Source organism: Geomonas sp. Red32 (assembly GCF_023652955.1).
Classification (GTDB): Bacteria; Desulfobacterota; Desulfuromonadia; order Geobacterales; family Geobacteraceae; genus Geomonas.
Map to the genome: position 1 here is coordinate 22,091 of NZ_JAKLOY010000005.1, position 26,188 is coordinate 48,278.

Consider the following 26,188-nt stretch of genomic DNA (forward strand, 5'->3'; position numbering starts at 1 on the left):
CCTATTATTTTTTAGCGGCGAGCACTTCGCCCTTGAAGAGGAGCACTTTGACGCCGATGATGCCGTAGGTGGTCTTCGCCTCGGCAAAACCGTAATCGATGTCGGCGCGCAGCGTGTGCAGCGGCACCCTCCCCTCGCGGTACCATTCGGTCCTGGACATCTCGGCCCCGCCCAGGCGGCCCGAGCAGGTGATCCGGATACCCTTGGCGCCGAACTTCAGGGTGCTGGTAACGCTCTTCTTCATGGCGCGGCGGAAGGCGATACGGCGCTCGAGCTGCATGGCGACGTTCTCAGCCACCAGCTGGGCGTCCAGCTCCGGCTTGCGGACTTCCTGTATGTTAAGGTAGACCTCTTTGTCGGTGAGCTTGGCCAGCTCCTTTTTCAAGGTCTCGACTTCGGAGCCCTTCTTGCCGATGATGAGGCCGGGACGGGCGGTGAAGATGTTGATCTTCGCCTTGCCGGCGGCGCGCTCGATCTCGATCTTGGAGACCCCGGAATGATACAGCCTTTTCTTAAGGAAGGCGCGCAGCTTGATGTCCTCGTGAAGCAGCGCTGCATAGTCCTTTTCAGCGTACCAGCGGGAATCCCAGCTCTTGATGACGCCAAGCCTGAAACCTATAGGATTAACTTTCTGACCCAAAACTCCACCTCCGAGCGGTTAGCTTATTTCTTTTCCGCCAGAACCACAGTGATGTGGCTCGTCGGTTTTCTGATCTTGCTGGCGCGACCCATGGCGCGCGGAACGAAGCGCTTGAGCACGGCGCCGCCATCGACGAATATGGTCTTCACGTAGAGCTTGTCCACGTCGGAGACCCCCTTCTGCTCGGCATTGGCAACGGCCGAGGAGAGGAGCTTCGAGATCAGCTTCGCCGACGGTTGCGGCGAGAAGCGCAGGGTGTTGAGCGCAGTCTGAATGCCCTGGCCCCTGACGAGGTCGACCACAAGACGGGTCTTCCGCGGGGAGAGGCGGACAGAGGATAATTTAGCCGATGCTTCCATTACATGACTCCTTTAAGAACCTTACTTCTTCTTCAGCTTGCTCTTCTTGTCAGCAGCGTGACCGTAGAAGGTTCTGGTAGGTGAGAACTCGCCCAGTTTGTGGCCGACCATGTTCTCGGTGACGAACACAGGGATGAACTTCTTGCCGTTGTGCACCGCAAAGGTGAGCCCGATGAAGTCCGGGGTAATGGTCGATCTGCGCGACCAGGTCTTGATGACCTTCTTGGCTCCGGCCAGTTCAACCTGGACCTTCTTCTCGAGGTGTTCGTCGACGAAAGGCCCTTTCTTAATAGATCTTGCCATCTTAAAAATCCTCTATCCGGATGAATTATTTGGAACGACGCTTCACAATGAAAGCGGTCGACCGTTTATTGGTGCGGGTCTTGTAGCCCTTGGTGGGGATACCCCACGGGGTTACCGGATGACGACCGCCCGAAGTACGGCCTTCGCCACCGCCGTGCGGGTGGTCGACCGGGTTCATAGCGACGCCGCGGACGTGCGGACGGATGCCAAGCCAGCGGGAACGGCCGGCCTTGCCGATGGAGACGTTCTCGTGATCCACGTTGCCCACCTGGCCGATGGTGGCCTTGCAGTCCATGAGGATCATGCGGACCTCGGAAGAGGGGAGCTTGACGGTTGCGTACTTCCCTTCCTTGGACATAAGCTGGGCGAAGGTGCCGGCCGAACGGGTCAACTGGGCGCCCTTCCCTACCTTCATCTCGATGTTGTGGATGATGGTACCAAGCGGAATGTAGCGGATCGGCAGGGCGTTGCCCGGCTTGATGTCGGCCTGGTTGGAGGAAAGGATGGTATCCCCCACCTTGAGGCCGACCGGGGCCAGGATGTAACGCTTTTCGCCGTCGGCGTAGGTCAAGAGGGCGATGCGGGCCGAACGGTTCGGGTCGTACTCGATGGAAACGACCTTGGCCGGAATATCGACCTTGTCCCTTTTGAAGTCGATGATGCGGTACTTCTGCTTGTGCCCGCCGCCGACGTTGCGGCTGGTGACGCGGCCGTTGGAGTTACGGCCGCCGGACTTGCGCAGGGCTTCGCAGAGGGACTTCTCGGGTTTGCAGGCGGTGATCTCGTCGAAAGCGGAGCAGGTCTGGGCCCTTCTCCCCGGAGAAGTCGGTTTGTAGGTTTTAATAGCCATTATTCAAATCCCCCAGCTCTAAGCTTCGAAGAAATCGACGTCGCAGCCCTCGGCGAGGGTTACGTACGCCTTCTTCCAGTTGGAGCGCTTGCCGATGCCGCGCACGGTGCGCTTGGTCTTGCCGGCCACGTTCACGGTGTTGACAGCGGTCACGGTGACCGGCTTGTCCTTGGAGCCGAACAGCTGCTCGACTGCAGCCTTGATCTCGATCTTGTTGGCCGCGCCGTTCACCACGAAGGCGATGACGTTCTTGGCGTCCTTCTCAACCGTGGTCTTCTCGGTGATGAGAGGCTTCTTGATGACGTCATAGATATTCATGACTGTAACACTCCTTCAACCTTGCGAACGGCAGCCTCAGTGAAGACGACGCTCTGGTATTTCATAATGTCGAAGATATTGAGACCTTCCGGGCCGAGCACCTTGACGTTCTTGACATTGCGAGCGGAAAGTTCAAGCGTAAGATTCGCAGTATCGGTGATCACGAGAGTTTTGTCAAGGTTAAAGGCATTCAAGACATCAACAAAGGCTTTAGTCTTGATGGAGGGAAGCTCAAAGCTGTTCAGAACAGTTATAGCTTCTTTCTTATAGAGCATGGAGAGTGCGCTTCTGAGAGCGGCTTTCCTTGCTTTCTTGTTCATAGACAGATTGTAGGTCTTCGGCTGCGGGCCGAATGCCACACCGCCGCCCGGGTACTGCGGGGCGCGCTTGCAGCCCTGGCGGGCGTTGCCGGTGCCTTTCTGCTTGAACGGTTTCTTGCCGGAGCCGGAGACTGCGGAGCGGTTCTTGACCGCCACGGTGCCCTGACGGCGGTTGGCGAGCTGAATCTTGACGGCTTCGTGGATCAGGTACTCGCGAACGTCGTCGTTGAAGACGGCGTCGTCGAGCTCGATCTCGCCGACCTTGGTGTTTTTAATATCGAATACGTCTAACTTGGCCATGTCTATCTCCCCCCGTTACCGTTTGGTCTTGACGCTATCTTTGATAACGACAAGCCCGTTGGAAGAGCCGGGGATCGCTCCACCGAGCAGAATCAGGTTATCAGCGGCGTCCACGCGAACTACTTTCAGTCTCTGGACGGTCACCTTCTCGTTACCCATCTGACCCGGCATCTTCTTGTTCTTGAAGACCCTGGACGGGGTAGCGGAGCAGCCGATGGAGCCCGGAGCGCGGTGGAAGCGGGAACCGTGGGAAGCACGGCCACCTTTGAAGCCCCAGCGCTTGATGACGCCCTGGAAGCCCTTACCGATGGAGGTACCGGTCACGTCGACCAGGTCGCCGGCTTCGAAAACCGAAGCCTCGATCACGTCGCCCACGTTGTAGGCTTCGGTGGAGTCCATCCGCAGTTCGCGGTAGTGGGTGAACACACCGGCACCGGCACTCTTGCAGTGGCCGACCTGCGCGGCGTTGGCGCGGGAGGCTTCCTTCGGGCCGAAGCCGACCTGGATGGCGACGTAACCGTCTTTCTCCACGGTCTTCTTCTGGAGGACCACGCAGGGCCCTGCCTCGACGACGGTGACCGGGATACGGCGACCGTCTTCGGCGAAAATCTGGGTCATGCCCAGCTTCTTTCCAATCAATCCCTTATTCATGGTCAACTATCCTTGTCTTAAAGCTTGATCTCGACGTCCACACCTGCGGAGAGGTCGAGTTTCATCAGAGCGTCAACGGTCTGCTGGGTCGGTTCGAGGATATCGATCAGACGCTTGTGGGTCCGGATCTCGAACTGCTCGCGAGACTTCTTGTCGACGTGGGGTCCACGCAGCACGCAGTACTTGTTGATGACGGTCGGCAGCGGAATCGGGCCAGCCACGCGGGCACCGGTTCTTTTTGCAGTGTCGACGATCTCGCCAACGGAAGTATCGAGCAGCTTGTGGTCGTACGCTTTCAAGCGAATTCTAATTTTCTGACTAGGCATTTCTTCCTCGTGATGAAACAAGTTTGGCAGTTTACAGTCGACAGTTCCCGGCAAGGTCGCAAGCGCAATCCCACCGGGAACTGTAGTACTGAAAACCGTATGTAAACTACTTGGTTATTCGATGATAGAGGCGACCACGCCTGCGCCGACGGTACGGCCACCTTCGCGGATTGCGAAGCGGAGCCCTTCGTCCATGGCGATCGGGGTGATCAGGTTGACGGTAACGGAGACGTTGTCGCCCGGCATGACCATCTCGGTGCCGGCTTCAAGGTCGACCACGCCGGTCACGTCGGTGGTCCTGAAGTAGAACTGCGGACGGTAGCCGTTGAAGAACGGGGTATGACGGCCACCCTCTTCTTTGGAGAGGATGTAGGCTTCGGCCTTGAACTTGGTGTGCGGGGTGATGGAGCCCGGCTTGGCCAGAACCTGACCACGCTCGATCTCTTCACGCTTCACGCCGCGGAGCAGGGCGCCGATGTTGTCGCCAGCGCGGCCTTCGTCGAGGAGTTTGCGGAACATCTCGACGCCGGTGACGGTGGTCTTGGCGGTCTTCTTGATACCGACGATCTCGATCTCTTCGCCGACTTTGACGATACCGCGCTCGACGCGGCCGGTAGCGACGGTACCGCGACCGGAGATGGAGAAAACGTCCTCGACCGGCATCAGGAACGGCTTGTCGATGGCGCGCTGCGGCTCCGGGATGTAGGCGTCGACGGCGTCCATCAGCTTCATGATGGCCTGCTCGCCGAGCTCGCCCTTGTCGCCTTCGAGGCCCTTGAGAGCGGAACCCTTGATGATGGGAATATCGTCACCCGGGAAGTCGTAGGAGGAGAGGAGTTCACGGACTTCCAGCTCGACGAGCTCGAGGAGCTCCTCGTCGTCCACCATGTCAGCCTTGTTGAGGAACACGACGATGTAGGGGACGCCAACCTGACGGGCGAGGAGGATGTGCTCGCGGGTCTGGGGCATCGGGCCGTCAGCGGCGGACACGACCAGGATAGCGCCGTCCATCTGGGCAGCACCGGTGATCATGTTCTTGACGTAGTCGGCGTGGCCCGGGCAGTCGACGTGGGCGTAGTGGCGCTTGTCGGTCTCGTACTCGACGTGGGCGGTAGCGATGGTGATACCACGCTCACGCTCTTCCGGAGCGTTGTCGATCTGGTCAAAGGCTTTGAACTCGGCCTGGCCTTTGCCGGCGAGAACCTTGGTGATGGCAGCGGTCAGGGTGGTCTTGCCGTGGTCGACGTGACCGATAGTACCGATATTAACGTGGGGTTTAGTTCTTTCGAATTTAGCCTTTGCCATTTCGTAATCCTCCTAGTAAGGGAATTGAAAAGTATCTTTAAGCGCTTAGCCTTTAACCTTGGCGACGATCTCTTCCTGAACCGACTTCGGAACCGGCTCGTAGTGGTCGAAGGTCATCGAGTAGGTAGCGCGGCCCTGGGTGGCAGAGCGGAGGTCGGTGGAGTAACCGAACATCTGTGCCAGCGGGACCATCGAGGTGACTACCTGAGCACCGGCACGCCCTTCCATACCCATGATGCGGCCACGGCGGGAGTTCAGGTCGCCGATGACGTCGCCCATGTACTCTTCCGGAACCACGACCTCGACCGACATGATCGGCTCGAGGATCTGCGGGCCGGCTTTCTGGCAGCCCTCTTTGAAGCCCATGGAGCCGGCGATCTTGAACGCCATTTCCGAGGAGTCGACCTCGTGGTAGGAACCGTCGACCAAAGTGACCTTGACGTCGACCACCGGGAAACCGGCCAGCGAACCGTTGTCGAGCGCTTCCTTGATCCCTTTGTCGACCGCCGGGATGTATTCGCGGGGAACGACACCACCCTTGATAGCGTCGACGAATTCGTAGCCTTTGCCGGCCTCCTGCGGCTCGATCTCGAGCCAGACATGACCGAACTGACCGCGGCCGCCGGACTGACGGACGAACTTCCCTTCCGACTTGACCTTCTTGGTGATGGTCTCGCGGTAGGCAACCTGCGGCTTGCCAACGTTGGCGTCGACTTTGAACTCGCGGAACAGACGGTCCACGATGATCTCGAGGTGCAGCTCGCCCATGCCGGAGATGATGGTCTGGCCGGTTTCCTCGTCAGTCTTCACGCGGAAGGACGGGTCCTCGGAGGCCAGTTTGCCAAGCGAGATGCCCAGTTTTTCCTGGTCAGCCTTGGTCTTCGGCTCGATGGCGATGGAGATGACCGGCTCGGGGAACTCGATGGACTCGAGAATGACGGCGTGGTCTTCGTCGCAGAGGGTGTCGCCGGTAGTGGTGTACTTAAGACCCACCGCGGCAGCGATGTCACCTGCGAATACTTCTTTTATCTCTTCACGCTTGTTGGCGTGCATCTTAAGGATACGGCCGATCCTCTCGCGCTTCCCTTTGGTCGAGTTGTAGACGTAGGAACCGGAGTTCATGACGCCCGAGTAGACCCTGAAGAAGCAGAGCTGGCCGACGAACGGGTCGGTCATGATCTTGAAGCCCAGCGCGGAGAACGGCTCGGTGTCCGAGGCGTGACGCTCGATGGGAGCTTCGGTGTTGGCGTCGATACCCTGGATGGCCGGGATATCGGTCGGGGCCGGCATGTAGTCGAGTACTGCGTCGAGCAGCTGCTGAACACCTTTGTTCTTGAAGGCGGAACCGCAGATGACCGGGCAGATCTTGATATCGAGGGTGCACTGGCGGATGGCAGCCTTGAGCTCAGCGTTGGTGATTTCCTCGCCGCCGAGGTATTTCTCCATCAGGCCGTCGTCGTGGCTGGACACTTCTTCGATGAGTGCCTCACGGTACTCCTGAGCCTGATCGACCAGGTCGGCCGGGATCTCGACTTCGTCGAACACGGCACCCATGGTCTCGTCATTGAAGACGATGGCTTTCATCTCGATCAGGTCGACGATCCCCTTGTAGTGCTCCTCGGCGCCGATCGGGATCTGGAGGGGAACCGGGTTCGCCTTGAGACGGTCCTTGATCATGGCAACGCCGCGGAAGAAGTCGGCGCCCACGCGGTCCATCTTGTTAACGAAGGCGATGCGGGGAACGCGGTACTTATCAGCCTGACGCCAGACGGTTTCCGACTGGGGCTCGACGCCGCCGACCGAGCAGAAGACCGCTACCGCGCCGTCCAGCACGCGCAGCGAACGCTCGACCTCGATGGTGAAGTCCACGTGACCCGGGGTGTCGATGATGTTGATACGGTGGTCCTTCCACATGCAGGTGGTAGCGGCGGAGGTGATGGTGATGCCACGCTCCTGTTCCTGCTCCATCCAGTCCATAGTGGCGGCGCCATCGTGCACCTCACCGATTTTATGGGAAACACCGGTATAGTACAGAATACGCTCGGTGGTGGTGGTCTTCCCTGCGTCTATGTGAGCCATGATCCCGATGTTTCGGGTCATTTCAAGCGAAACCTGACGTGCCACTTACAATTCCTCCAGAGTGTTGTGCGACTTGGTACGGTACTACCAGCGGTAGTGAGCGAAGGCCCTGTTGGCCTCGGCCATCTTGTGGGTATCCTCACGCTTCTTCACCGCGGAACCGCGGTTGTTGTAGGCGTCGAGGATCTCACCGGCCAGCTTGTCGGTGACAGTCTTCTCGCTACGAGCGTTGGAGTACTTCACCAGCCAGCGCATGGCCAGCGACACGCGGCGCTCCGGACGCACCTCGACGGGGACCTGGTAGGTCGAACCGCCAACCCTTCTCGACTTAACCTCGAGCATGGGCTTGATGTTGTCCAGGCACTTCTTGAGAACCTTGACCGGCTCGTCATTGGCGCGCGAAGCGGCGAGCTCGAGTGCACCGTAAAGGGCGCGCTCGGCGGTGCTCTTCTTACCGTCCAGCATGATTATGTTGATGAGTTTGGCAACAACCCGATCGGCGTACTTCGGATCCGGGAGGATCACCCTCTTGGCAACTTCTCTTCTTCTAGGCATTGAAAAGACCTCTCGCTGTTAATCGGTTACTTCGGACGCTTGGCGCCGTATTTGGAACGACTCTTCATCCTACCCTTCACGCCGACGGAGTCGAGCGTGCCGCGGACGATGTGGTAACGGACACCCGGAAGGTCCTTGACCCTGCCGCCCCTGATCAGGACCACAGAGTGCTCCTGGAGGTTGTGCCCGACGCCCGGGATGTAGGAAGTCACCTCGACGCCGTTGGTCAGGCGCACACGGGCAACCTTACGGAGAGCGGAGTTCGGTTTCTTCGGGGTGGTGGTGTAAACCCTCGTGCAGACACCCCTCTTCTGGGGGCAGCTACGAAGTGCCGGAGCCGTCGACTTCTCTGCCTTAGACTCGCGACCGATACGGATAAGCTGATTGATAGTTGGCATTTCAGACCCTCTTACGCTATGCAGTCCACCTCAGGGGCTTCCCCTGCGGAAGCGACGAAAATAGCAACATAGCATGTGCTTGTCAAGTTTTATTTGAAAATATTTTCACGCACACCACCACCTAGGGGCGATCTACGCTTCGTCCAAATCTTCCAGCTCTTCCTGCTCGACCACGGGTTCGGGGATGATGACAGGCTCTTCGGCGATCATGCGAAGGTTGCGGTAGACCGCCAGCCCCGTACCAGCCGGGATCAGGCGCCCCATGATGACGTTCTCCTTGAGACCGCGAAGACTGTCAACTTTACCTTCTATGGATGCCTGTGTCAAGACTTTTGTTGTCTCCTGGAAGGAGGCCGCCGAGATGAAGGACTCGGTGGAGAGCGAAGCCTTGGTGATGCCGAGGAGCAGCGACTCCGCGGTAGCCGGCCTTCCGCCCTTGGCCATCGCCTTTTCGTTCTCCTCTTCGAAGACCCAGCGCTCGATCTGGTCGTCGATCAGCAGGTTGGTGTCGCCGACATCTTTCACGCGGACCCTTCTGAGCATCTGGCGGACGATGGTCTCGATGTGCTTGTCGTTGATCTTGACGCCCTGCAGACGGTAGACCTCCTGGACCTCGTCGACCAGGTACTTGGCCAGTTCCTTCTGGCCGAGCACGCGGAGGATGTCGTGCGGGTTGGAGGAACCGTCCATGAGCGCCTCGCCGGCGCGCACATGGTCCCCTTCGTGGACGCTGATGTGCTTCCCTTTGGGGATGAGGTATTCCTTCGGCTCGCCGACCTCCGGGGTGACGAGGACTTTGCGCTTGCCCTTGGCGTCCTTGCCGAAGGCGACCACGCCGTCGATCTCGGTGATGACCGCGAAGTCTTTCGGCTTCCTGGCTTCGAAGAGCTCGGCGACTCGGGGAAGACCACCGGTGATGTCCTTGGTCTTGGTGGTTTCGCGCGGGATCTTGGCGATCACGTCACCGGCGTTGACGATGGAGTCTTCCATCACGTTGATGTTGGAACCCACCGGCAGGTAGTAGCGGCCCAGGGTGGACTCGCCCACCTTGGCGGTCTTGCCGGACTCGTCCTTGATGGTGATGCGCGGACGCTTGTCGGTGTCGCGGGTTTCGATGATGACCTTGCGGGAGAGGCCGGTGACTTCGTCGACCTGCTCTTCCATGGTGACACCCTCGAGGACATCGCCGAACTTGATGCGGCCCGCGACCTCGGTGAGGATCGGCATGGTGTACGGGTCCCACTCAGCCAGCGACTCGCCCTGCTTGACCGGCCCTTCCGGGCTGACCTTGATCTTGGCGCCGTAGACCACGGTGTACTTCTCGCGCTCGCGCCCGGTCTCGTCCACGATCGCCAGTTCGCCGTTACGGTTCATGACGATGTGGTGCCCTTCCGAGTTGGTGACGTAGTGCAGGTTGATGAACTTCGCGAAACCTTCGTTCCTCGCCTCGAGGGAGGTCTGCTCGGCGCGGCGGGATGCAGTACCGCCGATGTGGAAGGTACGCATGGTCAGCTGGGTACCCGGCTCGCCGATGGACTGGGCGGCGATAACGCCGACCGCCTCGCCGCGGTTGACCAGGTGGCCGCGGGCCAGGTCGCGGCCGTAGCACTTGGCGCAGATGCCGCGGCGGGACTCGCAGGTGAGCACCGAACGGATCTTGACCTTCTCGAGACCGGCGGCCTCGATCTTGGCTACCAGGGTCTCGTCGATCTCCTCGTTGGCCGGGACCAGCACGTCGCCGGTGACCGGGTCGAGGATGTCGTCCAGGGCCACGCGGCCGAGGATACGGTCGCCGATGTGCTCGATGACCTCGCCACCCTCGGTAAGGGAGGTGACGGTGAGGCCGTCGATGGTGCCGCAGTCGACCTCGGTGATGATGGCGTCCTGGGCGACGTCGACCAGACGGCGGGTAAGGTAACCGGAGTTCGCGGTCTTGAGCGCGGTATCGGCGAGACCTTTACGGGCACCGTGGGTCGAGATGAAGTACTGGAGCACGGTGAGGCCTTCGCGGAAGTTCGCGGTGATCGGGGTCTCGATGATCTCGCCGGACGGCTTGGCCATGAGTCCCCTCATCCCGGCCAGCTGACGGATCTGCTGGGCGGAACCCCTCGCGCCGGAGTCGGCCATCATGTGGATCGCGTTGAAGGACGGGACCTTGACGTCGTTTCCTTCCGGGTCCTTGATGGTGTCGCGGGAAAGGTTGTCGAGCATCTCCTTGGCGATGTCCTCGGTGGATTTCGCCCAGATATCGATGACCTTGTTGTAGCGCTCGCCGTCGGTGATGAGACCCTCGGTGTACTGGTTCTGGATCTCCTGCACCTCTTCGGTGGCGCGGGTGATGATGGCCGGTTTCCCTTCCGGGATGACCATGTCGTTGATGGAGATGGAGATACCGGCCTTGGCGGCGTAGCGGAAGCCGATGGACTTCAGCTTGTCGGCCAGGACGACGGTCTCCTTGTTCCCGGCCAGACGGTAGCAGATGTCCACCAGGTTGGAGAGCTCCTTCTTGGTCATGACCTTGTTGATGGCCGAGAACGGCACCTGGGCCGGCAAGATCTCGCGGAGCAGCACGCGGCCAGGGGTGGTGTCGATCAGGGCCGGCTTCTCGTCGCTCTCCAGGTTCTTCATCCTGACCTTGACGCGGGCCTGGAGGTTGACCTCCTGGGCATCCCAGGCGATATTGACCTCATCCGGGGAGGCGAAGATCTTGCCCTCGCCCTCGGCGAAGAACTTCTCGCGGGTCATGTAGTAGATGCCGAGAACCATGTCCTGCGACGGCACGATGATCGGCTTGCCGTGGGCAGGAGAAAGGATGTTGTTGGTGGACATCATAAGGACGCGGGTCTCCACCTGGCTCTCGACGGAGAGGGGCAAGTGGACGGCCATCTGGTCACCGTCGAAGTCGGCGTTGAAGGCGGTGCAGACCAGCGGGTGGAGCTGGATCGCCTTACCCTCGATGAGGACCGGCTCGAAAGCCTGGATACCGAGCCTGTGCAGCGTCGGGGCGCGGTTCAGCATGACCGGGTGCTCTTTGATGACCTCTTCGAGAACGTCCCAGACCTCCGGCTTCTCCTTCTCCACCATCTTCTTGGCGCTCTTGATGGTGGTGACGAAGCCGCGCTCCTCGAGCTTGTTGTAGATGAACGGCTTGAAGAGCTCGAGAGCCATCTTCTTGGGAAGACCGCACTGGTGCAGGCGCAGCTCGGGACCGACGACGATAACGGAACGGCCGGAGTAATCGACACGCTTACCGAGCAGGTTCTGACGGAAGCGGCCCGACTTGCCTTTCAGCATGTCGGAGAGCGACTTGAGCGGACGCTTGTTGGGGCCGGCGATGGCGCGGCCGCGGCGGCCGTTGTCGAACAGGGCGTCGACCGCCTCCTGCAGCATGCGCTTCTCGTTGCGGATGATGACTTCCGGGGCCTGCAGCTCCATGAGGCGCTTCAGGCGGTTGTTCCGGTTGATGACGCGGCGGTAGAGGTCGTTCAGGTCCGAGGTGGCGAAGCGGCCGCCGTCCAGCGGGACCAGCGGGCGAAGCTCCGGCGGAAGCACCGGGATGCACTCGAGGATCATCCACTCCGGCTTGTTGCCGGAGTTTTTGAAGGCATCGATGACCTTGAGGCGCTTGGCGGTCTTCTTGCGCTTGGCCTCGGAGGTAGCCTCCTGCATCTCGACCCTGAGGTTCTCGGAGAGGACGTCGAGGTCCATCGAGGTCAAGCAGGAACGGATGGCGGCGGCACCCATGCCGGCCTCGAAGGAGCCGTGGCCGTACTCCTCGAGGGCCTTCTGGTACTGGTCCTCGGAGAACACCTGCCCGAAGGGGAATCCGGTGTTCTTCGGATCGGTCACCACGTAGGCCTCGAAGTAGAGGACCTTCTCGAGATCTTTCAGGGTGATGTCCATCAGGTTGCCGATACGGGACGGCAGGGACTTCAGGAACCAGATGTGGGCCACCGGGGTGGCCAGGTCGATATGCCCCAGACGCTCGCGGCGGACCTTGGACGGGATGACCTCGACGCCGCACTTCTCGCAGACGATGCCTCTGTGCTTCATCCGCTTGTACTTACCGCAGTTGCACTCGTAGTCCTTGGTCGGCCCGAAGATCTTGGCGCAGAAGAGACCGTCGCGCTCCGGCTTGAAAGTGCGGTAGTTGATGGTCTCCGGTTTCTTTACTTCCCCAAAGGAACGCTCGCGGATCTTCTCCGGGGAAGAGATGGAGATCTTGATGGAGGAGAAGTGGAGCGGATCTTTCGGCTTATCGAAAAAAGTGAAAATGTCTTCCAAAGTAGAATCCTCCTTGGTGTTAGGAGTTAAAGTTTGGCGCATCCGACCGACCGGGCAGGTCGGACCGATCAGTCGGATCCGATCACTCGCTAGTCCTCTTCGCTCTCTAGGAGCTCGACGTCGAGACCAAGGGACTGGAGTTCCTTGATGAGGACGTTGAAGGACTCCGGCAGGCCCGGCTCCAGGGTGTGCTTCCCTTTGACGATGGCCTCGTACATCCTGGTGCGGCCCGCCACGTCGTCGGACTTGACGGTGAGGAACTCCTGCAGCGCGTAGGCGGCGCCGTAGGCTTCCATGGCCCAGACCTCCATCTCCCCGAGCCTCTGGCCACCGAACTGGGCTTTACCGCCCAGAGGCTGCTGGGTGACCAGCGAGTAGGGACCGATGGACCTGGCGTGGATCTTGTCGTCGACCAGGTGGTGGAGCTTCAGGACGTACATGATGCCGACGGTGACCTTGTGCATGAACTTGTCGCCGCTCTTGCCGTCGTACAGGGTGACCTGTCCGGTGGTTTCGAAACCGGCGTGCTTCATGGCGGCCTGGATCGACTCCTCGCTCGCCCCCTCGAAGACAGGGGAGGCCATCGGGACACCGCGCTTCAGGCGCTTGGCCACGTTGATGAGCTCCTCCCCTTCCAGCTTGTCGAGGAAGGCGTCCATTTCGGGATTGCCGTAGGCACCCTTGAGGAAGCGCTTGATCTCGTCGTGCGGGGCGTTCTTTTCGAGGAACTCCTCGATCTTCCACCCGAGACCTTTCGCGGCCCAGCCAAGGTGGGTCTCGAGGATCTGACCGACGTTCATACGGGACGGAACGCCGAGCGGGTTCAGCACGATCTCGACCGGACGGCCGTCTTCCATGTACGGCATGTCCTCTTCCGGAAGGATCCTGGAGACGACACCCTTGTTACCGTGACGGCCGGCCATCTTGTCGCCGACCTGGAGCTTACGCTTGATGGCGATGTAGACCTTGACCATCTTGATGACGCCCGGCGGGAGGTCGTCGCCGCGGCGAAGCTTCTGCACCTTGTCGTCGAAGACGTACTTGATGATGTCGATCTGCTGGTTGAGGGTGGACAGGGTCTGCGCCACTTTCTCGTCGATGGTGTCGTCGTCGGCGATGGAGATCTCGTCCCAGCGGTCCATGGAGATACCCTTGAGCATCTCCTCGGTGATCGCCCCACCCTTCGGGATGACGACCTTGCCGTCGGAGCCCTCGATCTTCACGGCGGCGGTTTTGCCCACCAGCAGTTTTTTCAGCTTACCGATCGCCGAATCGCGGATGATCCGGATCTCGTCCTGCTCGTCCTTACGGAGGCGCTGCTCCTCGGCCTTCTCGATGATCTCGGTACGGGCGTCCTTGTCGGCCCCTTTACGCGAGAAGATCTTGGCGCCGATGACGGTGCCTTCCACCCCCGGCGGCACGCGCAGCGAGGTGTCGCGGACGTCGCCCGCTTTCTCGCCGAAGATGGCGCGCAGCAGTTTCTCTTCCGGGGAAAGCTGAGTCTCGCCCTTCGGAGTGATCTTGCCGACCAGGATGTCGCCCGGGCGGACTTCGGCGCCGATCCGGATGATGCCGGACTCGTCGAGGTCTTTCAGGGTCTCTTCACCGAGGTTCGGGATATCGGAGGTGATTTCTTCCTTGCCGAGCTTGGTATCGCGGGCCACCGCCTCGAACTCCTCGATGTGGATCGAGGTGTAGCGGTCGTCCTTGACCAGGCGCTCGGAGATGAGGATGGAGTCCTCGTAGTTGTAGCCGCCCCACGGCATGAAGGCGACCAGGACGTTCTGGCCGAGAGCCAGCTCGCCCATGTCGGTCGAGGGACCGTCGGCGATGATGTCGCCGGCCTTCACGTGGTCGCCCACCTTGACCACCGGCCGCTGGTTGATGCAGGTGTTCTGGTTGGAACGGGCGAACTTGATCAGGTTGTAGATGTCGACACCGGTGCCGGTCGCGTCGTACTGGTCCTCGTCGATCTTGACGACGATCCTGGAGGCGTCAACCGACTCGACCACGCCGTTGTGGCGGGCGACCGAGGAAACACCCGAGTCGCGGGCCACGACGCGCTCCATGCCGGTACCGACCAGCGGGGAGTCGGCCCGCAGCAGCGGTACCGCCTGGCGCTGCATGTTGGAGCCCATGAGTGCACGGTTGGCGTCGTCGTTCTCGAGGAACGGGATGAGCGAGGCGGCGACGGAGACGAGCTGCATCGGAGCCACGTCCATCAGCTCCAGCTCGTCGCGGCCGACCAGCACGAACTCGCCGGACTTCCTGGCCGAGATGTAGTCCTGCGAGAAGCGGCCGGTCTCGTCCATCTCGGCGTTAGCCTGGGCGATGGCGTGACCTTCCTCCTCCAGAGCGGAGAAGAAGCGGACCTCGTCGGTAACCCTGCCGTCCTTCACCACGCGGTACGGGGTTTCGACGAAGCCGTGCTCGTTGATCCGTGCGTAGGTGGAGAGCGACGCGATGAGGCCGATGTTCGGCCCCTCGGGAGTCTCGATCGGGCAGACGCGGCCGTAGTGGGTCGGGTGTACGTCGCGGACCTCGAAGCCCGCACGCTCGCGGGTAAGACCGCCCGGTCCAAGGGCCGAGAGACGGCGCTTGTGGGTGACCTCGGAGAGCGGGTTGGTCTGGTCCATGAACTGCGAGAGCTGCGAGGAACCGAAGAACTCCTTCACGACGGCCGAGACCGGCTTGGAGTTGATCAGGTCGTGCGGCATCAGGTTCTCGACTTCCTGCAGGCTCATGCGCTCCTTGATGGCGCGCTCCATCCTGACGAGGCCGATGCGGTACTGGTTCTCGAGGAGCTCGCCCACGGCACGCACGCGGCGGTTGCCGAGATGGTCGATGTCGTCGATGTTACCCTTGCCGTTTTTCAGCTCGATCAGGTAGCGGACCACCTCGAGGATGTCCTCACGGGTGAGCGTCATGCAGTCGAGCGGCACGTCCACGCCGAGCTTGTAGTTGAGCTTCAGACGGCCGACCGCGGAGAGGTCGTAACGCTCGGCGTTGAAGAAGAGGTTCTCGAAGAGCACCAGGGCCGACTTGAGGGTCGGGGGATCGCCCGGACGCAGACGGCGGTAGATCTCGATCAGCGCCTCGTCGGTGGAGCCGATCTTGTCGATCAGGATGGTGTCGCGAAGCGAAGAGGTGACGTGCAGGTTGTCGATGAAGAGCACCTGGAAGCTGGCGATCCCCTTCTGGGTCATCTCCTCCAGTTTCGCCTCGGTGATCTCCTCGTTGCACTCGACCAGGATCTCGCCGGTGGCGGGATCGTAGATGTCGTGGGATGCGACCTTGCCGATGACTTCCTCGGCGGTGATCGGGATCTCCTTGATGCCGTGCTCGGTCATCTTGCGGATGGCGGCCTTGGTGAACTTGCGGTTCCCCTTGAGGATCACCTCGCCGGTCGCGGGGTCCACGATGTCGGCGGTCGCCTTCTGGTTGGAGAGGAGTTCGGCGTCGGCCACCTTGGTGAGCGCACCGTTCTCGCCGACCTTCACCTCCTCGGACTTGTAGAAGTAGTTGAGGAGGGCGTCGTTGGAGTAGCCAAGGCCCTTCAAAAGGACGGTGGCCGGCATCTTGCGGCGGCGGTCTATGCGAACATAAAGGATGTCTTTATGGTCGAATTCAAAGTCAAGCCACGAGCCGCGGTAAGGGATCACGCGGGCCGAGTAGAGGACCTTACCGGAGGAGTGGGTCTTCCCTTTGTCGTGGTCATAGAAAACGCCCGGGGAGCGGTGCAACTGGCTCACGATGACGCGTTCGGTGCCGTTGATGATGAAGGTACCGTTCTCCGTCATCAGCGGGATCTCGCCGAAATAAACCTCCTGCTCCTTGATATCGCGAATCGACCGGGTACCGGGATCCTTGGCGACATCCCATACGACAAGCCTCACCTTCACCTTCATCGGGGCCGCGAAGGTCATCCCGCGCTGGTGGCACTCTTCCACGTCATACTTCGGCGCGCCCAACGAATACGATACGTACTCAAGCGAGGCGGTGTCACTGAAGTCCTTGATGGGGAACACACTTTTGAAAACGGCCTCAAGGCCCGAGTTCTTGCGTGCGTCTACCGGCGTGTCGAGTTGGAGGAATCTCTTGTAGGAATTTTTCTGGATGTCGATGAGGTTCGGTATGTCGATGATCTTGTGGATCTTGGCGAAGTTCTTGCGCAACAGGGGGTTATTCGCGATTGAATAAGCCATATCTTCTCCTTTGGTGAACGCCTTGGAAGACCTTCACCCCCTTGAATTTCCTGCTGTTTCACTGCTGCTGCCAGGTGGGTGAAGCGGCCTCAAACTAAAAACAGAACAGCCAAGGCCGCAAATTGCGACCTTGGCTTGGATAAAGATCGGCGTCTTTATGCTTACTTGACTTCCACTTCTGCGCCGGCTTCTTTGAGCTGCTTCTCGGCGTCAGCAGCCTCATCCTTGGAGATGCCGGTTTTGACCGGCTGCGGAGCGCCGTCGACCAGGTCCTTGGCTTCTTTCAGGCCCAGGGAGGTCAGAGCGCGGACAACCTTGATGACAGCGATCTTGTTGGCGCCAGCGCTTTTGAGGATGACGTCGAACTCGGTCTTCTCTTCGGCAGCTTCAGCCGGGCCAGCAGCCGGGCCAGCAGCGGCAGCGACGGCAACCGGAGCAGCGGCGGAAACGCCGAATTTCTCTTCCAGCTCCTTCACGAAGCCGGCGAGTTCGAGGACGGTCATGTTCTCAATAAAGGAGACTACTTCTTCTTTGGTGATAGCCATTAGCTTATTCCTCCAGGAATTATTTTAGATGGTTAGTGTCGGTTGACTAGTCTTAGGCAGCTTTTTTCGCACGAATGCCATCGAGCACGCGGACGAAGCCACCCGGAACGGCAGCCAGGACGCGGACGAAGTTGCTGGTCGGGGCCTGCATAGAGCCCAGCATGCGGGCCAGCAGGACCTCGCGGCTCGGCAGGTCGGCCAGTGCCTGTACGTCGCTCGGGTTGATGGTCTTCCCGGTAAGAACGCCGGCCTTCAAGGTGAAGGGCGTGGTGGCGTCTTTCGAGAACTTCGAGAGCACTTTTGCTGCTGCGACGGGATCGTCGTAGCTGAGCGCGATCGCAGTCGGGCCGGCGAGGAAGGGGGTGATCCCCTCTTTGTCGGTGCCTTTGGAAGCGATCTCGAGCAGGGTGTTCTTGAAGACCTTGAACTCGACGTTGGCCTTGCGCAACTCGACGCGGAGAGCTTCGGCCTGGGTCACGGTCATGCCGCGGAAATCGGCGGCGAAGATGGCCTGGGCACGCTGAAGCTTCTCGTGCATTTCGGCAACAAGTTCTTTTTTGGTTTCCTTATTCAAGCGCTTTCCTCCTTTCTTTTAATGCGGGTCGAAACCCTGCCAAAGTCAGGAAGTTGCGGATAAATCCGTCAACATCTTTGAGTCTCGGTTGGCCGCCTTGCGGCATTTAAGCACGCCCCTTTGCTTCCGGATTGTGCACCTACTGTCTTTGACTTTGGGCTTTAAACTCTATTCGAATCTCTAGACGCGCTAAACGGAGGCCAAGCTAAGAGAGCGGATCAACCGCGTGGGTCGATCCGCATCTAGCTTGAGCCGCGAAAACCGCGGTCTATAGTTATTGCTTATTTGAGGACGGAGGCGATGTCGGCCAGGTCCAGGTTGACGCCCGGGCCCATGGTCGAGGAAACGGACACCTTCTTCATGTAGGTACCCTTGGCCGCCGCCGGTTTGGCCTTCTGAAGGGCTTCCACCAGGGCAACCACGTTCTCCCTCAGGGTCTGCACGTCGAAGGAGACCTTGCCGACCGGAGCGTGAACGATACCGGCTTTCTCGACGCGGAACTCGACCTTACCGGACTTGGACTCCTTGACGGCGCGAGCGACGTCGAAGGTGACGGTACCGACTTTCGGGTTAGGCATCAGGCCGCGGGGACCGAGGAGCTTACCGATCTTACCGACCACGCCCATCATGTCCGGGGTGGCGATGGCGGTGTCGAAGTCGAACCAGCCGCCCTGGATCTTGGCGACCAGGTCGTCGGCGCCCACGTAATCGGCACCGGCCTCGCGGGCCTCCTTCTCCTTCTCGCCCTTGGCGAAGACCAGGACGCGCACTTCTTTGCCCAGGCCGTTCGGGAGGACCACGGCGCCGCGGACCATCTGGTCGGCGTGGCGGGGATCGACGCCCAGTTTAACGGCCACGTCGACGGTTTCGTCGAACTTGGCGAAAGCGGCACCCTTCACGAGAGAAAGTGCGTCATTGATAGGATAGGTCTTGCTTCTGTCCACCTTGGCAAGAGCTTCCTGAAGCTTCTTATTAGTTGCCATTTCTAGTCACCCTCTCTTTACTTAAGCTATTTCAACGCCCATGCTGCGGGCGGTGCCTTCGATGGTCTTCATGGCAGCCTCGAGGCTCGCAGCATTGAGGTCCGGCATCTTCTTGGTGGCGATCTCGCGGACCTGGTCCTTGGTCAGTTTGCCGACCTTGGTCTTGTTGGGCACTGCGGAGCCACTCTGGATGCCGAGGGCCTTCTTGATGAGAATCGGGGCCGGCGGAGTCTTGGTGATGAAGGTGAAGGACCGGTCGGCGTAGACAGTGATCACCACCGGGGTGATGGTCCCTTCGTCAGCCTGGGTCTTGGCGTTGAACGCCTTGCAGAACTCCATGATGTTGACGCCGTGCTGGCCGAGCGCCGGACCGATCGGGGGAGAAGGATTCGCCTTCCCAGCGGGTACCTGCAGCTTTATATAACCGGTAATCTTTTTGGCCATTTTTCCTACTCCTTTGATCTATCCTGAACTGCCTGATGCTTATTCGTTCACAGCAGGATGAACCTACTGTTTTTCCACCTGCATGAATTCCAGCTCCACCGGGGTCGCGCGGCCGAAGATAGAGACCATGACCCTGAGCTTCCCTTTGTCCGGCTTGACGTCTTCCACCACGCCGGAGAAGTTGAGGAAGGGGCCGTCGATGACGCGGACGGTTTCGCCGACCTCGAAGAGGACCTTGGGACGGGGCTTCTCGGCACCCTCTTCCATCCTCTTGGTGATCTTGTTCACTTCCTCATCGGGGATGGGGAAGGGATTGTTGCCGCCCACGAAACCGGTCACCTTGGCGGTTTCCTTCACCACGTGCCAGGTGTCGTCGTTGAGCTCCATGTTGACCAGGATGTACCCGGGGAAAAACTTTCGCGAAGAGGTCTTCTTCTCGCCCTTCTTCAGCTCGACAACCGTCTCGCACGGGATCAGGATCTCACCGAAGAACTCTTCCATCCCAAGGTTCTTGATCCTTTCGGCGAGCGAAAGGCGCACCTTGTTCTCGAAGCCGGAGTAGGTGTGAACACCGTACCATTTAAGTGCCATATTGTAGTCCTCTAGCGGAGTACCGACTGGATGATCTTTGCAAGGACTACGTCGCAGGCGCCAAGGTAGAGGGAGATCAGTACAATGATGACGACAACAACCTGGGCAGTGGAAAACGTCTCCTTGCGAGTCGGCCAGGTTACCTTGGCAAGCTCTTCCATCACATCGTTGTAGAAAGTTTTGGCTTTTGCGAGCACATGCCACCCCACTGATGTTTATAAATAAAAATGGCAGGCCAGGAGGGATTCGAACCCCCAACACCCGGTTTTGGAGACCGGTGCTCTAGCCGTTAGAGCTACTGGCCTGCGGCGGAGACCCCGTACCGTCACGGAGCCTCAAAGCGGATTATTTGGTTTCTTTGTGCGGAGTGTGCTTGCGGCAGAAACGGCAGTACTTGTTGAACTCGAGCTTCTGCGGGGTGTTTTTCTTGTTCTTGGTCGTCGTATAGTTGCGCTGTTTGCACTCGGTGCAACCAAGGGTAATAATATCTCTCGCCATTGTTCGATCCTTTCTTACATCCTAAAAAAAGCCTGCGCTCCCCGCCGGTTCAGCCAGCAGGGAGCGCACGACCTGAAGGTTTACTACTCGATGATGGAGGCAACCACGCCGGCGCCGACGGTACGGCCACCTTCGCGGATTGCGAAGCGGAGCCCTTCGTCCATTGCGATCGGAGTGATCAGGTTCACGGTGACGGAGACGTTGTCGCCCGGCATAACCATCTCGGTGCCGGCTTCGAGGTCAACCACGCCGGTCACGTCGGTGGTCCTGAAGTAGAACTGCGGACGGTAACCATTGAAGAACGGGGTGTGACGGCCACCCTCTTCTTTGGAGAGGATGTAGGCTTCGGCCTTGAACTTGGTGTGCGGGGTGATGGAGCCCGGCTTGGCCAGCACCTGGCCACGCTCGATCTCTTCACGCTTCACGCCGCGGAGCAGGGCGCCGATGTTGTCGCCAGCGCGCCCTTCGTCGAGGAGTTTGCGGAACATCTCGACGCCGGTGACGGTGGTCTTGGTGGTCTTCTTGATACCGACGATCTCGATCTCTTCGCCGACTTTGACGATACCGCGCTCGACGCGGCCGGTAGCGACAGTACCGCGACCAGAGATGGAGAAAACGTCCTCGACCGGCATCAGGAACGGCTTGTCGATGGCGCGCTGCGGCTCCGGGATGTAGGCGTCGACGGCGTCCATCAGCTTCATGATGGCCTGCTCGCCGAGCTCGCCCTTGTCGCCTTCGAGGCCTTTGAGAGCGGAACCCTTGATGATGGGAATATCGTCACCCGGGAAGTCGTAGGAGGAGAGGAGTTCGCGGACTTCCAGCTCGACGAGCTCGAGGAGCTCTTCGTCGTCCACCATGTCGGCCTTGTTGAGGAACACGACGATGTAGGGGACGCCGACCTGACGGGCGAGGAGGATGTGCTCGCGGGTCTGGGGCATCGGGCCGTCAGCGGCGGACACGACCAGGATAGCGCCGTCCATCTGGGCAGCACCAGTGATCATGTTCTTGACGTAGTCGGCGTGGCCCGGGCAGTCGACGTGGGCGTAGTGACGCTTGTCGGTCTCGTACTCGACGTGGGCGGTAGCGATGGTGATACCACGCTCACGCTCTTCCGGAGCGTTGTCGATCTGATCAAAGGCTTTGAACTCGGCCTGGCCTTTGCCGGCGAGAACTTTGGTAATGGCAGCGGTCAGGGTGGTCTTGCCGTGGTCGACGTGACCGATGGTGCCTATGTTAACATGCGGTTTAGTTCTTTCGAATTTAGCTTTTGCCATTAGGATATCCTCCCTGATGTTACTGCCGACGTTTCTGGTTGTATATTGATGCGCAATTCTTTGAGGAGTGAATGGAGCCCACAACCGGATTCGAACCGGTGACCTCTTCCTTACCAAGGAAGTGCTCTGCCTACTGAGCTATGTGGGCTTACATTTTTGGAGCGGGAAACGGGACTCGAACCCGCGACCCTCAGCTTGGAAGGCTGATGCTCTAGCCAACTGAGCTATTCCCGCCAATTCCGTGCGAAGTTTTTTGATTCGATTGAGCGGCGACCTTACCAGTACTTGCGGCCCTCAGGCCTCCTGATTCGGGGCGGCGCCCATCTCATCTGAAGTTTTTATGGTGGAGGGAGGAGGATTCGAACCTCCGAAGTCGATGACGACAGATTTACAGTCTGTTCCCTTTGGCCGCTCGGGAATCCCTCCAGACGGTGTGTGTGCTTGTGTGGAGCTGACGATGGGACTCGAACCCGCAACCTGCTGATTACAAGTCAGCTGCTCTACCAATTGAGCTACGCCAGCCCATCATCGGCCCCGCTCCGTTTCCGGAGCCAGTTCGTCAAAGCGAGTTCCACTTTCTAAAGCAAATCGTCCCGGGTGTCAATCTCTTTTTTCAAGAAGCGAAAATATTTTTTTCATCCGGGCCGCGTCCCGCCTGGCAGGAGCGTTTTCGCTGCCGCAGCGGAGCAAGCGCCAACTATAGCACAATGAGCTTGGGATGCAAGCTAAAATAATGAGAGGTTCAACTTAATCGTGCCGAGCGGCAGAGAAAGTCCGCTCTTTTAAATAGATCCGCCATCCACCCGCTCCCCTCGTCAAAACAGTACCGGGGTCTCGGATACGACCCCGGCAAAGCGTTACAGAGAAGCAGAGACCTCTTCCGTGGATATCGCTTTGGCGAAGGTGCCGTGGAGGGCAGCGATGTAGGCCGAATGGACGTCGGGGGCGGAAACAGTGCGATCGCCGAAAGAGAGGGCGCGGGTGGCGCAGGCATCGTGCGCGAGGAGGCAGGTGAAGCCGAGATCGAAGGCGGCGCGGACGGTGGTGTCGACGCACATGTGCGTCATCATACCGGCCACCACCAAGGTGCCGATCCCCTCCCCTTTCAGGACGTCGAGGAGAGGAGTGCCGCGGAAACAGCTGGGGAAATGTTTGGTGATTACCAGCTCTCCGTCCCGGGGAGCCACCGACGGATGGATCCCGGCACCGGCGGTACCGGGGATGAAGAAGGTGGCTCCCTCGCGGGCGGCGAGGTGCTGGACGTGGATGACCGGCAGCCCTTTGTCACGGAAGGCGGCCAGGAGCGTTGCGGCATTATGGGCAGCTTCGGGGCTCCCGGCCAGTTCCATGGCGCCGCCGGGAAAGTAGTCATTCTGGATGTCGATAACGAGCAGTGCCTGCTTCATACGGCCTCCCACAGAAGAAGTTCGCTGGAAAAGAAGTGGCCGCGACCGTAGCACAATTTCAGTAACCGGACAAGATGAGGAGAGAGTTATTAGGGCTTCTTCTCCTCAATGGGGGTCACATCGTTTCCATCCAAGGCTTTCTTGAACCCTTTGATGCTGCTGCCAAGCGCCTGACCGAACTGGGGAAGCTTGCTGGGGCCGGCGACAATGAGAACAATGGCGAGAATGATGCAAACCTCGGGTAGGCCAAAACCGAACATGGTAGTTACTCCTTCGCACTTTTTTCAATAGCATCCCGGCGACCTCAAGGGACGGCAACCTTCCAAACTGGCGCGTCTTCCACCCATTTCGGCCGGCCGAAATTCGGCCTAACCTACCGATGTAGCAGGGGTAACCGCGCAAAACTGGTTCAAAATCTAGATAAAAATGGTGCCACAACACCGGCCGCTAACCGGAACTGCCTCGCATCGCTAGCCGGCAAATATCGCTTCCCGCCCTTCCCTCACGGGTTGGGCGAGAGTGCCTAGCGCCCCTTCGGCTTAAGCTCGATGCCGAGCGAGGCGAGCTCGTCGACCACCAGCGAGGCCACCTTCACAAGCCCGGCCTGCAGCGGAGGGGAGAGGACGGTGCCGGGATCGAGGCTCTGCGGGATGATGCCGAAGAAGGTGAGGTCTGCCTTGGGCGCGTCGCGCATCTCGCTCAAAAGCAGCATCTCCTGCAGCCCGATCTGGTGCGGGGACATTTTGACAGGGATCTTCTTCAACATGATGTCTTCCCGCTCGTAGCGGAAGATGTCGCCCGGCTCGCCAGCCGTATCGACCACGTCAACCAGGATTACCTTGTCGGCCTCCTCGAACTTGAAGTGCACCATGATGCCGAGGGTCCCGCCGTCGTAGACCTCTACGTTTTCGGGGACCTCGTAGTGCGCTTCCAGATGCCGGATAAAATGAACGCCGAAACCTTCATCCGAGAGGATGAGGTTACCGGCGCCGTAGATGAGAACCTGCATGAATACTCCTTCTTCCCGGAGGAAGATAATACTCCTGCCGAAGCAGGCGATGCGGCTGGCCTATCAAAAAGAGCTTCCCCCTATGCCCCCGGAGGGAGGTTGGGGGTGGGGGAAGCCGGCCCGAAGGGAGGGCCAGACAAAAAAAATACTGCTGCCCCACGCTCCATCTCTGCGTTCACGCCCCCCTCTGCGTAACGCTCCCCCCTCTCCCGCCTTCGCCGTTACTTCGGCGGACGCGTCGCAGAGGGGGGGAGCGTGTGGGCGGGACGTTGGTGATCGGACTACATCACCTTGACCTTGGTGATCTCCTTGCCGGCGGGGTCGATGGTGTGGACGGCGCAGGCGATGCACGGGTCGAAGGAATGGATGGTGCGCAGGACCTCGAGCGGCTTGTCCGGCTGGGCCACCGGGTTCCCCATCAGGGATGCCTCGTACGGACCGAGCTCGCCCTTTTCGTTTCTCGGAGCGGCGTTCCAGGTGGAGGGGACGACGGCCTGGTAGTTCTCGATCTTCTTACCCTTGATGACGATCCAGTGAGACAGGGTGCCGCGCGGCGCCTCGTGGAAGCCGACCCCGCGGTATTCACCGGCCGGGATCTCGGTATGGTTCGCGTAGGTCTTGTCGCCCGAGACGAGATTGTTGATCAGTTTGTCGAGGTTGTCCAGCGCGATGTCGGCCATGACGTTTGCGCGCACGCCGCGGCAGAAGATCCTCCCCATGGTGGAGTGGATGTCGTTGAGACCGATCCCCAGCTTGGAGACCGCACCGTCGACCAGCCCTCTGACCTTCGGGTTCCCTGCCACGTAGGCGGCCATGATCTGGGCCGGCGGACCGACCTGGACCGGCTTCCCTTCCAGAGTCGGGGCCTTGCACCAGGAGTACTTGCCGTTTTCCTTGAAATCGGTGTAATCGGGCTTGGTCTCCCCTTCCCACGGGTGGAGAGTGCCGGAGCCCTCGTACCAGGCGTGGGTTACGTTCTCCTTGATGTTCTTGATCAGGTAGTCGTCGTGGTGGTCCTTGATCATCCTCATACCCTTGATGTTACCGCCGGTGACGATGCCGCCCGGGAGTACGAACTGGGTATTCTTGGTGTCGAGCGGGAATTCCGGCACGGCCAGGTAGTTGGTAACCCCTGCGCCGTATTTGAACCAATCCTTGTAGGCGCCGGCGATGGCGAGGAGATCCGGGTAGTAGACCTTCTGCACGAAATCGCGGGTCTCTTCCATGAGGGTCTTCAGGTAGATGAGGCGCTCCATGTTGAGGGTGGCGAGGTTGTCGACGTTGATGGCGGTGGCGACGCCGCCCACCACGAGGTTCTGGATGTGCGGGTTCTTCCCGCCGAGGATGGCGGTAGCCTGGGATGCCTTCCTCTGGTAGTCGAGCGCCTTCAGGTAGTGGGTGACCGCCAGCAGGTTGATCTCCGGCGGGAGCTTCATGGCCGGGTGCCCCCAGTAGCCGGACGCAAAAATGCCGAGTTTGCCGCCCGCCACGAAGGCCTTGAGCTTTTCCTGGGTGGCCTTGAACTCCTTCTCGGAGTTCCCCGGCCAGTCGGAGATGCTCTGGGCGATGGAGGCGGTCTTCTTCGGATCGGCGGAAAGCGCCGAGACGATGTCGACCCAGTCAAGGGCGCAGAGGTGGTAGAAATGCACGATGTGGTCCTGCACCGAGTGCTGGGCGATCATGATGTTCCTGATGTACTGGGCGTTGAGCGGCACTTCCACGTTGAGCGCGTTCTCGACGGCGCGGATCGAAGAGATGGCATGAACGGTGGTGCAGACGCCGCAGAAGCGCTGTACGAAGCTCCAGGCATCCTGGGGATCGCGCCCCTTCAGGATCACCTCGATCCCCCTCCACATCTGGGCGGAGGACCAGGCGTTGGCGACTCTGCCGTCATTTACTTCAACGTCCACCCGCAGATGGCCTTCGATGCGGGTGATGGGATCCAGCGTTACTCTCGTAGACATGTATTCC

At 59.9% G+C, this 26,188-nt stretch carries 26 protein-coding genes and 5 tRNA genes; all 31 read right to left on the minus strand.

What is annotated here, in order from left to right:
* Nucleotides 1-4: 4 nt before the first annotated feature.
* Nucleotides 5-640 carry a 30S ribosomal protein S3 gene (rpsC, locus tag L4X63_RS13960; RefSeq protein WP_250679261.1) on the minus strand — a complete coding sequence of 212 codons (636 nt, stop codon included), beginning with the start codon at nucleotides 638-640 and terminating at the stop codon, nucleotides 5-7.
* Nucleotides 641-663: 23 nt separating this feature from the next.
* Nucleotides 664-999, minus strand: a complete 336-nt coding sequence (rplV, locus tag L4X63_RS13965; protein ID WP_250679262.1) for a 50S ribosomal protein L22 — start codon at nucleotides 997-999, stop codon at nucleotides 664-666.
* A 21-nt stretch (nucleotides 1,000-1,020) separates the two neighbouring features.
* Complete coding sequence (gene rpsS, locus L4X63_RS13970; RefSeq protein WP_250679263.1) at nucleotides 1,021-1,302, minus strand: 30S ribosomal protein S19; 282 nt, start codon at nucleotides 1,300-1,302, stop codon at nucleotides 1,021-1,023.
* 25 nt (nucleotides 1,303-1,327) lie between these two features.
* Entirely contained in the window at nucleotides 1,328-2,152 is an 825-nt protein-coding gene (gene rplB, locus L4X63_RS13975) for a 50S ribosomal protein L2 (protein ID WP_250679264.1), read from the minus strand.
* A gap of 18 nt (nucleotides 2,153-2,170) precedes the next feature.
* Complete coding sequence (locus tag L4X63_RS13980; RefSeq protein ID WP_250679265.1) at nucleotides 2,171-2,470, minus strand: 50S ribosomal protein L23; 300 nt, start codon at nucleotides 2,468-2,470, stop codon at nucleotides 2,171-2,173.
* A complete protein-coding gene (rplD, locus tag L4X63_RS13985; RefSeq protein WP_250679266.1) occupies nucleotides 2,467-3,090 on the minus strand; it encodes a 50S ribosomal protein L4 in 624 nt (207 codons plus the stop codon). Before rplD ends, L4X63_RS13980 begins: the two co-directional genes overlap by 4 nt.
* Before the next feature lie 15 nt (nucleotides 3,091-3,105).
* Nucleotides 3,106-3,741 carry a 50S ribosomal protein L3 gene (gene rplC, locus L4X63_RS13990; RefSeq protein WP_250679267.1) on the minus strand — a complete coding sequence of 212 codons (636 nt, stop codon included), beginning with the start codon at nucleotides 3,739-3,741 and terminating at the stop codon, nucleotides 3,106-3,108.
* A 17-nt stretch (nucleotides 3,742-3,758) separates the two neighbouring features.
* Nucleotides 3,759-4,067 (minus strand): 30S ribosomal protein S10, encoded by a 309-nt coding sequence (gene rpsJ, locus L4X63_RS13995; RefSeq protein ID WP_012529365.1) that lies wholly within the window; start codon nucleotides 4,065-4,067, stop codon nucleotides 3,759-3,761.
* Nucleotides 4,068-4,181: 114 nt separating this feature from the next.
* Nucleotides 4,182-5,372, minus strand: a complete 1,191-nt coding sequence (tuf, locus tag L4X63_RS14000) for an elongation factor Tu (protein WP_250679268.1) — start codon at nucleotides 5,370-5,372, stop codon at nucleotides 4,182-4,184.
* 45 nt (nucleotides 5,373-5,417) lie between these two features.
* A complete protein-coding gene (gene fusA / locus L4X63_RS14005; protein WP_250679269.1) occupies nucleotides 5,418-7,496 on the minus strand; it encodes an elongation factor G in 2,079 nt (692 codons plus the stop codon).
* Between the two features lie 39 nt (nucleotides 7,497-7,535).
* Nucleotides 7,536-8,006, minus strand: a complete 471-nt coding sequence (gene rpsG / locus L4X63_RS14010) for a 30S ribosomal protein S7 (RefSeq protein ID WP_250679270.1) — start codon at nucleotides 8,004-8,006, stop codon at nucleotides 7,536-7,538.
* 26 nt (nucleotides 8,007-8,032) lie between these two features.
* The gene (rpsL, locus tag L4X63_RS14015; RefSeq protein ID WP_250679271.1) at nucleotides 8,033-8,404 is read right to left on the minus strand and encodes a 30S ribosomal protein S12; all 372 of its coding nucleotides are present in this window, start codon (nucleotides 8,402-8,404) and stop codon (nucleotides 8,033-8,035) included.
* 132 nt (nucleotides 8,405-8,536) lie between these two features.
* Nucleotides 8,537-12,688, minus strand: a complete 4,152-nt coding sequence (gene rpoC, locus L4X63_RS14020) for a DNA-directed RNA polymerase subunit beta' (protein WP_250679272.1) — start codon at nucleotides 12,686-12,688, stop codon at nucleotides 8,537-8,539.
* A gap of 89 nt (nucleotides 12,689-12,777) precedes the next feature.
* Nucleotides 12,778-16,893, minus strand: coding sequence for a DNA-directed RNA polymerase subunit beta (rpoB, locus tag L4X63_RS14025; RefSeq protein WP_250679273.1), 4,116 nt, complete (start codon nucleotides 16,891-16,893; stop codon nucleotides 12,778-12,780).
* 161 nt (nucleotides 16,894-17,054) lie between these two features.
* Nucleotides 17,055-17,438, minus strand: a complete 384-nt coding sequence (rplL, locus tag L4X63_RS14030) for a 50S ribosomal protein L7/L12 (RefSeq protein ID WP_250679274.1) — start codon at nucleotides 17,436-17,438, stop codon at nucleotides 17,055-17,057.
* 52 nt (nucleotides 17,439-17,490) lie between these two features.
* Nucleotides 17,491-18,012 (minus strand): 50S ribosomal protein L10, encoded by a 522-nt coding sequence (rplJ, locus tag L4X63_RS14035; RefSeq protein ID WP_250679275.1) that lies wholly within the window; start codon nucleotides 18,010-18,012, stop codon nucleotides 17,491-17,493.
* A gap of 281 nt (nucleotides 18,013-18,293) precedes the next feature.
* Entirely contained in the window at nucleotides 18,294-18,995 is a 702-nt protein-coding gene (gene rplA / locus L4X63_RS14040) for a 50S ribosomal protein L1 (protein WP_250679276.1), read from the minus strand.
* 21 nt (nucleotides 18,996-19,016) lie between these two features.
* The gene (gene rplK, locus L4X63_RS14045) at nucleotides 19,017-19,439 is read right to left on the minus strand and encodes a 50S ribosomal protein L11 (protein ID WP_250679277.1); all 423 of its coding nucleotides are present in this window, start codon (nucleotides 19,437-19,439) and stop codon (nucleotides 19,017-19,019) included.
* Nucleotides 19,440-19,502: 63 nt separating this feature from the next.
* The gene (gene nusG, locus L4X63_RS14050; RefSeq protein ID WP_250679278.1) at nucleotides 19,503-20,030 is read right to left on the minus strand and encodes a transcription termination/antitermination protein NusG; all 528 of its coding nucleotides are present in this window, start codon (nucleotides 20,028-20,030) and stop codon (nucleotides 19,503-19,505) included.
* Between the two features lie 11 nt (nucleotides 20,031-20,041).
* Nucleotides 20,042-20,227 (minus strand): preprotein translocase subunit SecE, encoded by a 186-nt coding sequence (secE, locus tag L4X63_RS14055; RefSeq protein ID WP_250679279.1) that lies wholly within the window; start codon nucleotides 20,225-20,227, stop codon nucleotides 20,042-20,044.
* Nucleotides 20,228-20,258: 31 nt separating this feature from the next.
* Nucleotides 20,259-20,335 (minus strand) — tRNA-Trp (locus L4X63_RS14060).
* A gap of 40 nt (nucleotides 20,336-20,375) precedes the next feature.
* Nucleotides 20,376-20,528, minus strand: coding sequence for a 50S ribosomal protein L33 (gene rpmG, locus L4X63_RS14065; RefSeq protein ID WP_250679280.1), 153 nt, complete (start codon nucleotides 20,526-20,528; stop codon nucleotides 20,376-20,378).
* Between the two features lie 83 nt (nucleotides 20,529-20,611).
* Entirely contained in the window at nucleotides 20,612-21,802 is a 1,191-nt protein-coding gene (gene tuf / locus L4X63_RS14070; RefSeq protein ID WP_250679281.1) for an elongation factor Tu, read from the minus strand.
* Nucleotides 21,803-21,874: 72 nt separating this feature from the next.
* Nucleotides 21,875-21,950, minus strand: a tRNA-Thr gene (locus L4X63_RS14075).
* Between the two features lie 9 nt (nucleotides 21,951-21,959).
* Nucleotides 21,960-22,036, minus strand: a tRNA-Gly gene (locus tag L4X63_RS14080).
* A gap of 107 nt (nucleotides 22,037-22,143) precedes the next feature.
* Nucleotides 22,144-22,228 (minus strand) — tRNA-Tyr (locus tag L4X63_RS14085).
* A 20-nt stretch (nucleotides 22,229-22,248) separates the two neighbouring features.
* A tRNA-Thr gene (locus L4X63_RS14090) sits at nucleotides 22,249-22,324 on the minus strand.
* A gap of 335 nt (nucleotides 22,325-22,659) precedes the next feature.
* Nucleotides 22,660-23,208 carry a cysteine hydrolase family protein gene (locus L4X63_RS14095; protein WP_250679282.1) on the minus strand — a complete coding sequence of 183 codons (549 nt, stop codon included), beginning with the start codon at nucleotides 23,206-23,208 and terminating at the stop codon, nucleotides 22,660-22,662.
* 89 nt (nucleotides 23,209-23,297) lie between these two features.
* A complete protein-coding gene (locus L4X63_RS14100; protein ID WP_250679283.1) occupies nucleotides 23,298-23,468 on the minus strand; it encodes a twin-arginine translocase TatA/TatE family subunit in 171 nt (56 codons plus the stop codon).
* 263 nt (nucleotides 23,469-23,731) lie between these two features.
* Complete coding sequence (locus L4X63_RS14105; RefSeq protein ID WP_250679284.1) at nucleotides 23,732-24,217, minus strand: HyaD/HybD family hydrogenase maturation endopeptidase; 486 nt, start codon at nucleotides 24,215-24,217, stop codon at nucleotides 23,732-23,734.
* A 281-nt stretch (nucleotides 24,218-24,498) separates the two neighbouring features.
* Complete coding sequence (locus L4X63_RS14110) at nucleotides 24,499-26,181, minus strand: nickel-dependent hydrogenase large subunit (RefSeq protein WP_250679285.1); 1,683 nt, start codon at nucleotides 26,179-26,181, stop codon at nucleotides 24,499-24,501.
* Nucleotides 26,182-26,188: the final 7 nt, after the last annotated feature.

What these genes read in the sequence shown, in the direction of transcription:
- tuf (WP_250679268.1), bottom strand. Translation starts at nt 5,372, where the DNA reads ATGGCAAAGGCTAAATTCGAAAGAACTAAACCCCACGTTAATATCGGT.
- rplA (WP_250679276.1), bottom strand. Translation starts at nt 18,995, where the DNA reads ATGGCAACTAATAAGAAGCTTCAGGAAGCTCTTGCCAAGGTGGACAGA.
- rpsG (WP_250679270.1), bottom strand. Translation starts at nt 8,006, where the DNA reads ATGCCTAGAAGAAGAGAAGTTGCCAAGAGGGTGATCCTCCCGGATCCG.
- L4X63_RS14095 (WP_250679282.1), bottom strand. Translation starts at nt 23,208, where the DNA reads ATGAAGCAGGCACTGCTCGTTATCGACATCCAGAATGACTACTTTCCC.
- L4X63_RS14105 (WP_250679284.1), bottom strand. Translation starts at nt 24,217, where the DNA reads ATGCAGGTTCTCATCTACGGCGCCGGTAACCTCATCCTCTCGGATGAA.
- L4X63_RS14110 (WP_250679285.1), bottom strand. Translation starts at nt 26,181, where the DNA reads ATGTCTACGAGAGTAACGCTGGATCCCATCACCCGCATCGAAGGCCAT.
- rpsS (WP_250679263.1), bottom strand. Translation starts at nt 1,302, where the DNA reads ATGGCAAGATCTATTAAGAAAGGGCCTTTCGTCGACGAACACCTCGAG.
- rplV (WP_250679262.1), bottom strand. Translation starts at nt 999, where the DNA reads ATGGAAGCATCGGCTAAATTATCCTCTGTCCGCCTCTCCCCGCGGAAG.
- L4X63_RS13980 (WP_250679265.1), bottom strand. Translation starts at nt 2,470, where the DNA reads ATGAATATCTATGACGTCATCAAGAAGCCTCTCATCACCGAGAAGACC.
- nusG (WP_250679278.1), bottom strand. Translation starts at nt 20,030, where the DNA reads ATGGCACTTAAATGGTACGGTGTTCACACCTACTCCGGCTTCGAGAAC.
- rplK (WP_250679277.1), bottom strand. Translation starts at nt 19,439, where the DNA reads ATGGCCAAAAAGATTACCGGTTATATAAAGCTGCAGGTACCCGCTGGG.
- rpoB (WP_250679273.1), bottom strand. Translation starts at nt 16,893, where the DNA reads ATGGCTTATTCAATCGCGAATAACCCCCTGTTGCGCAAGAACTTCGCC.
- rpsJ (WP_012529365.1), bottom strand. Translation starts at nt 4,067, where the DNA reads ATGCCTAGTCAGAAAATTAGAATTCGCTTGAAAGCGTACGACCACAAG.
- rplD (WP_250679266.1), bottom strand. Translation starts at nt 3,090, where the DNA reads ATGGCCAAGTTAGACGTATTCGATATTAAAAACACCAAGGTCGGCGAG.
- rpsL (WP_250679271.1), bottom strand. Translation starts at nt 8,404, where the DNA reads ATGCCAACTATCAATCAGCTTATCCGTATCGGTCGCGAGTCTAAGGCA.
- L4X63_RS14100 (WP_250679283.1), bottom strand. Translation starts at nt 23,468, where the DNA reads ATGTTCGGTTTTGGCCTACCCGAGGTTTGCATCATTCTCGCCATTGTT.
- rplB (WP_250679264.1), bottom strand. Translation starts at nt 2,152, where the DNA reads ATGGCTATTAAAACCTACAAACCGACTTCTCCGGGGAGAAGGGCCCAG.
- rpmG (WP_250679280.1), bottom strand. Translation starts at nt 20,528, where the DNA reads ATGGCGAGAGATATTATTACCCTTGGTTGCACCGAGTGCAAACAGCGC.
- tuf (WP_250679281.1), bottom strand. Translation starts at nt 21,802, where the DNA reads ATGGCAAAAGCTAAATTCGAAAGAACTAAACCGCATGTTAACATAGGC.
- rplC (WP_250679267.1), bottom strand. Translation starts at nt 3,741, where the DNA reads ATGAATAAGGGATTGATTGGAAAGAAGCTGGGCATGACCCAGATTTTC.
- rplL (WP_250679274.1), bottom strand. Translation starts at nt 17,438, where the DNA reads ATGGCTATCACCAAAGAAGAAGTAGTCTCCTTTATTGAGAACATGACC.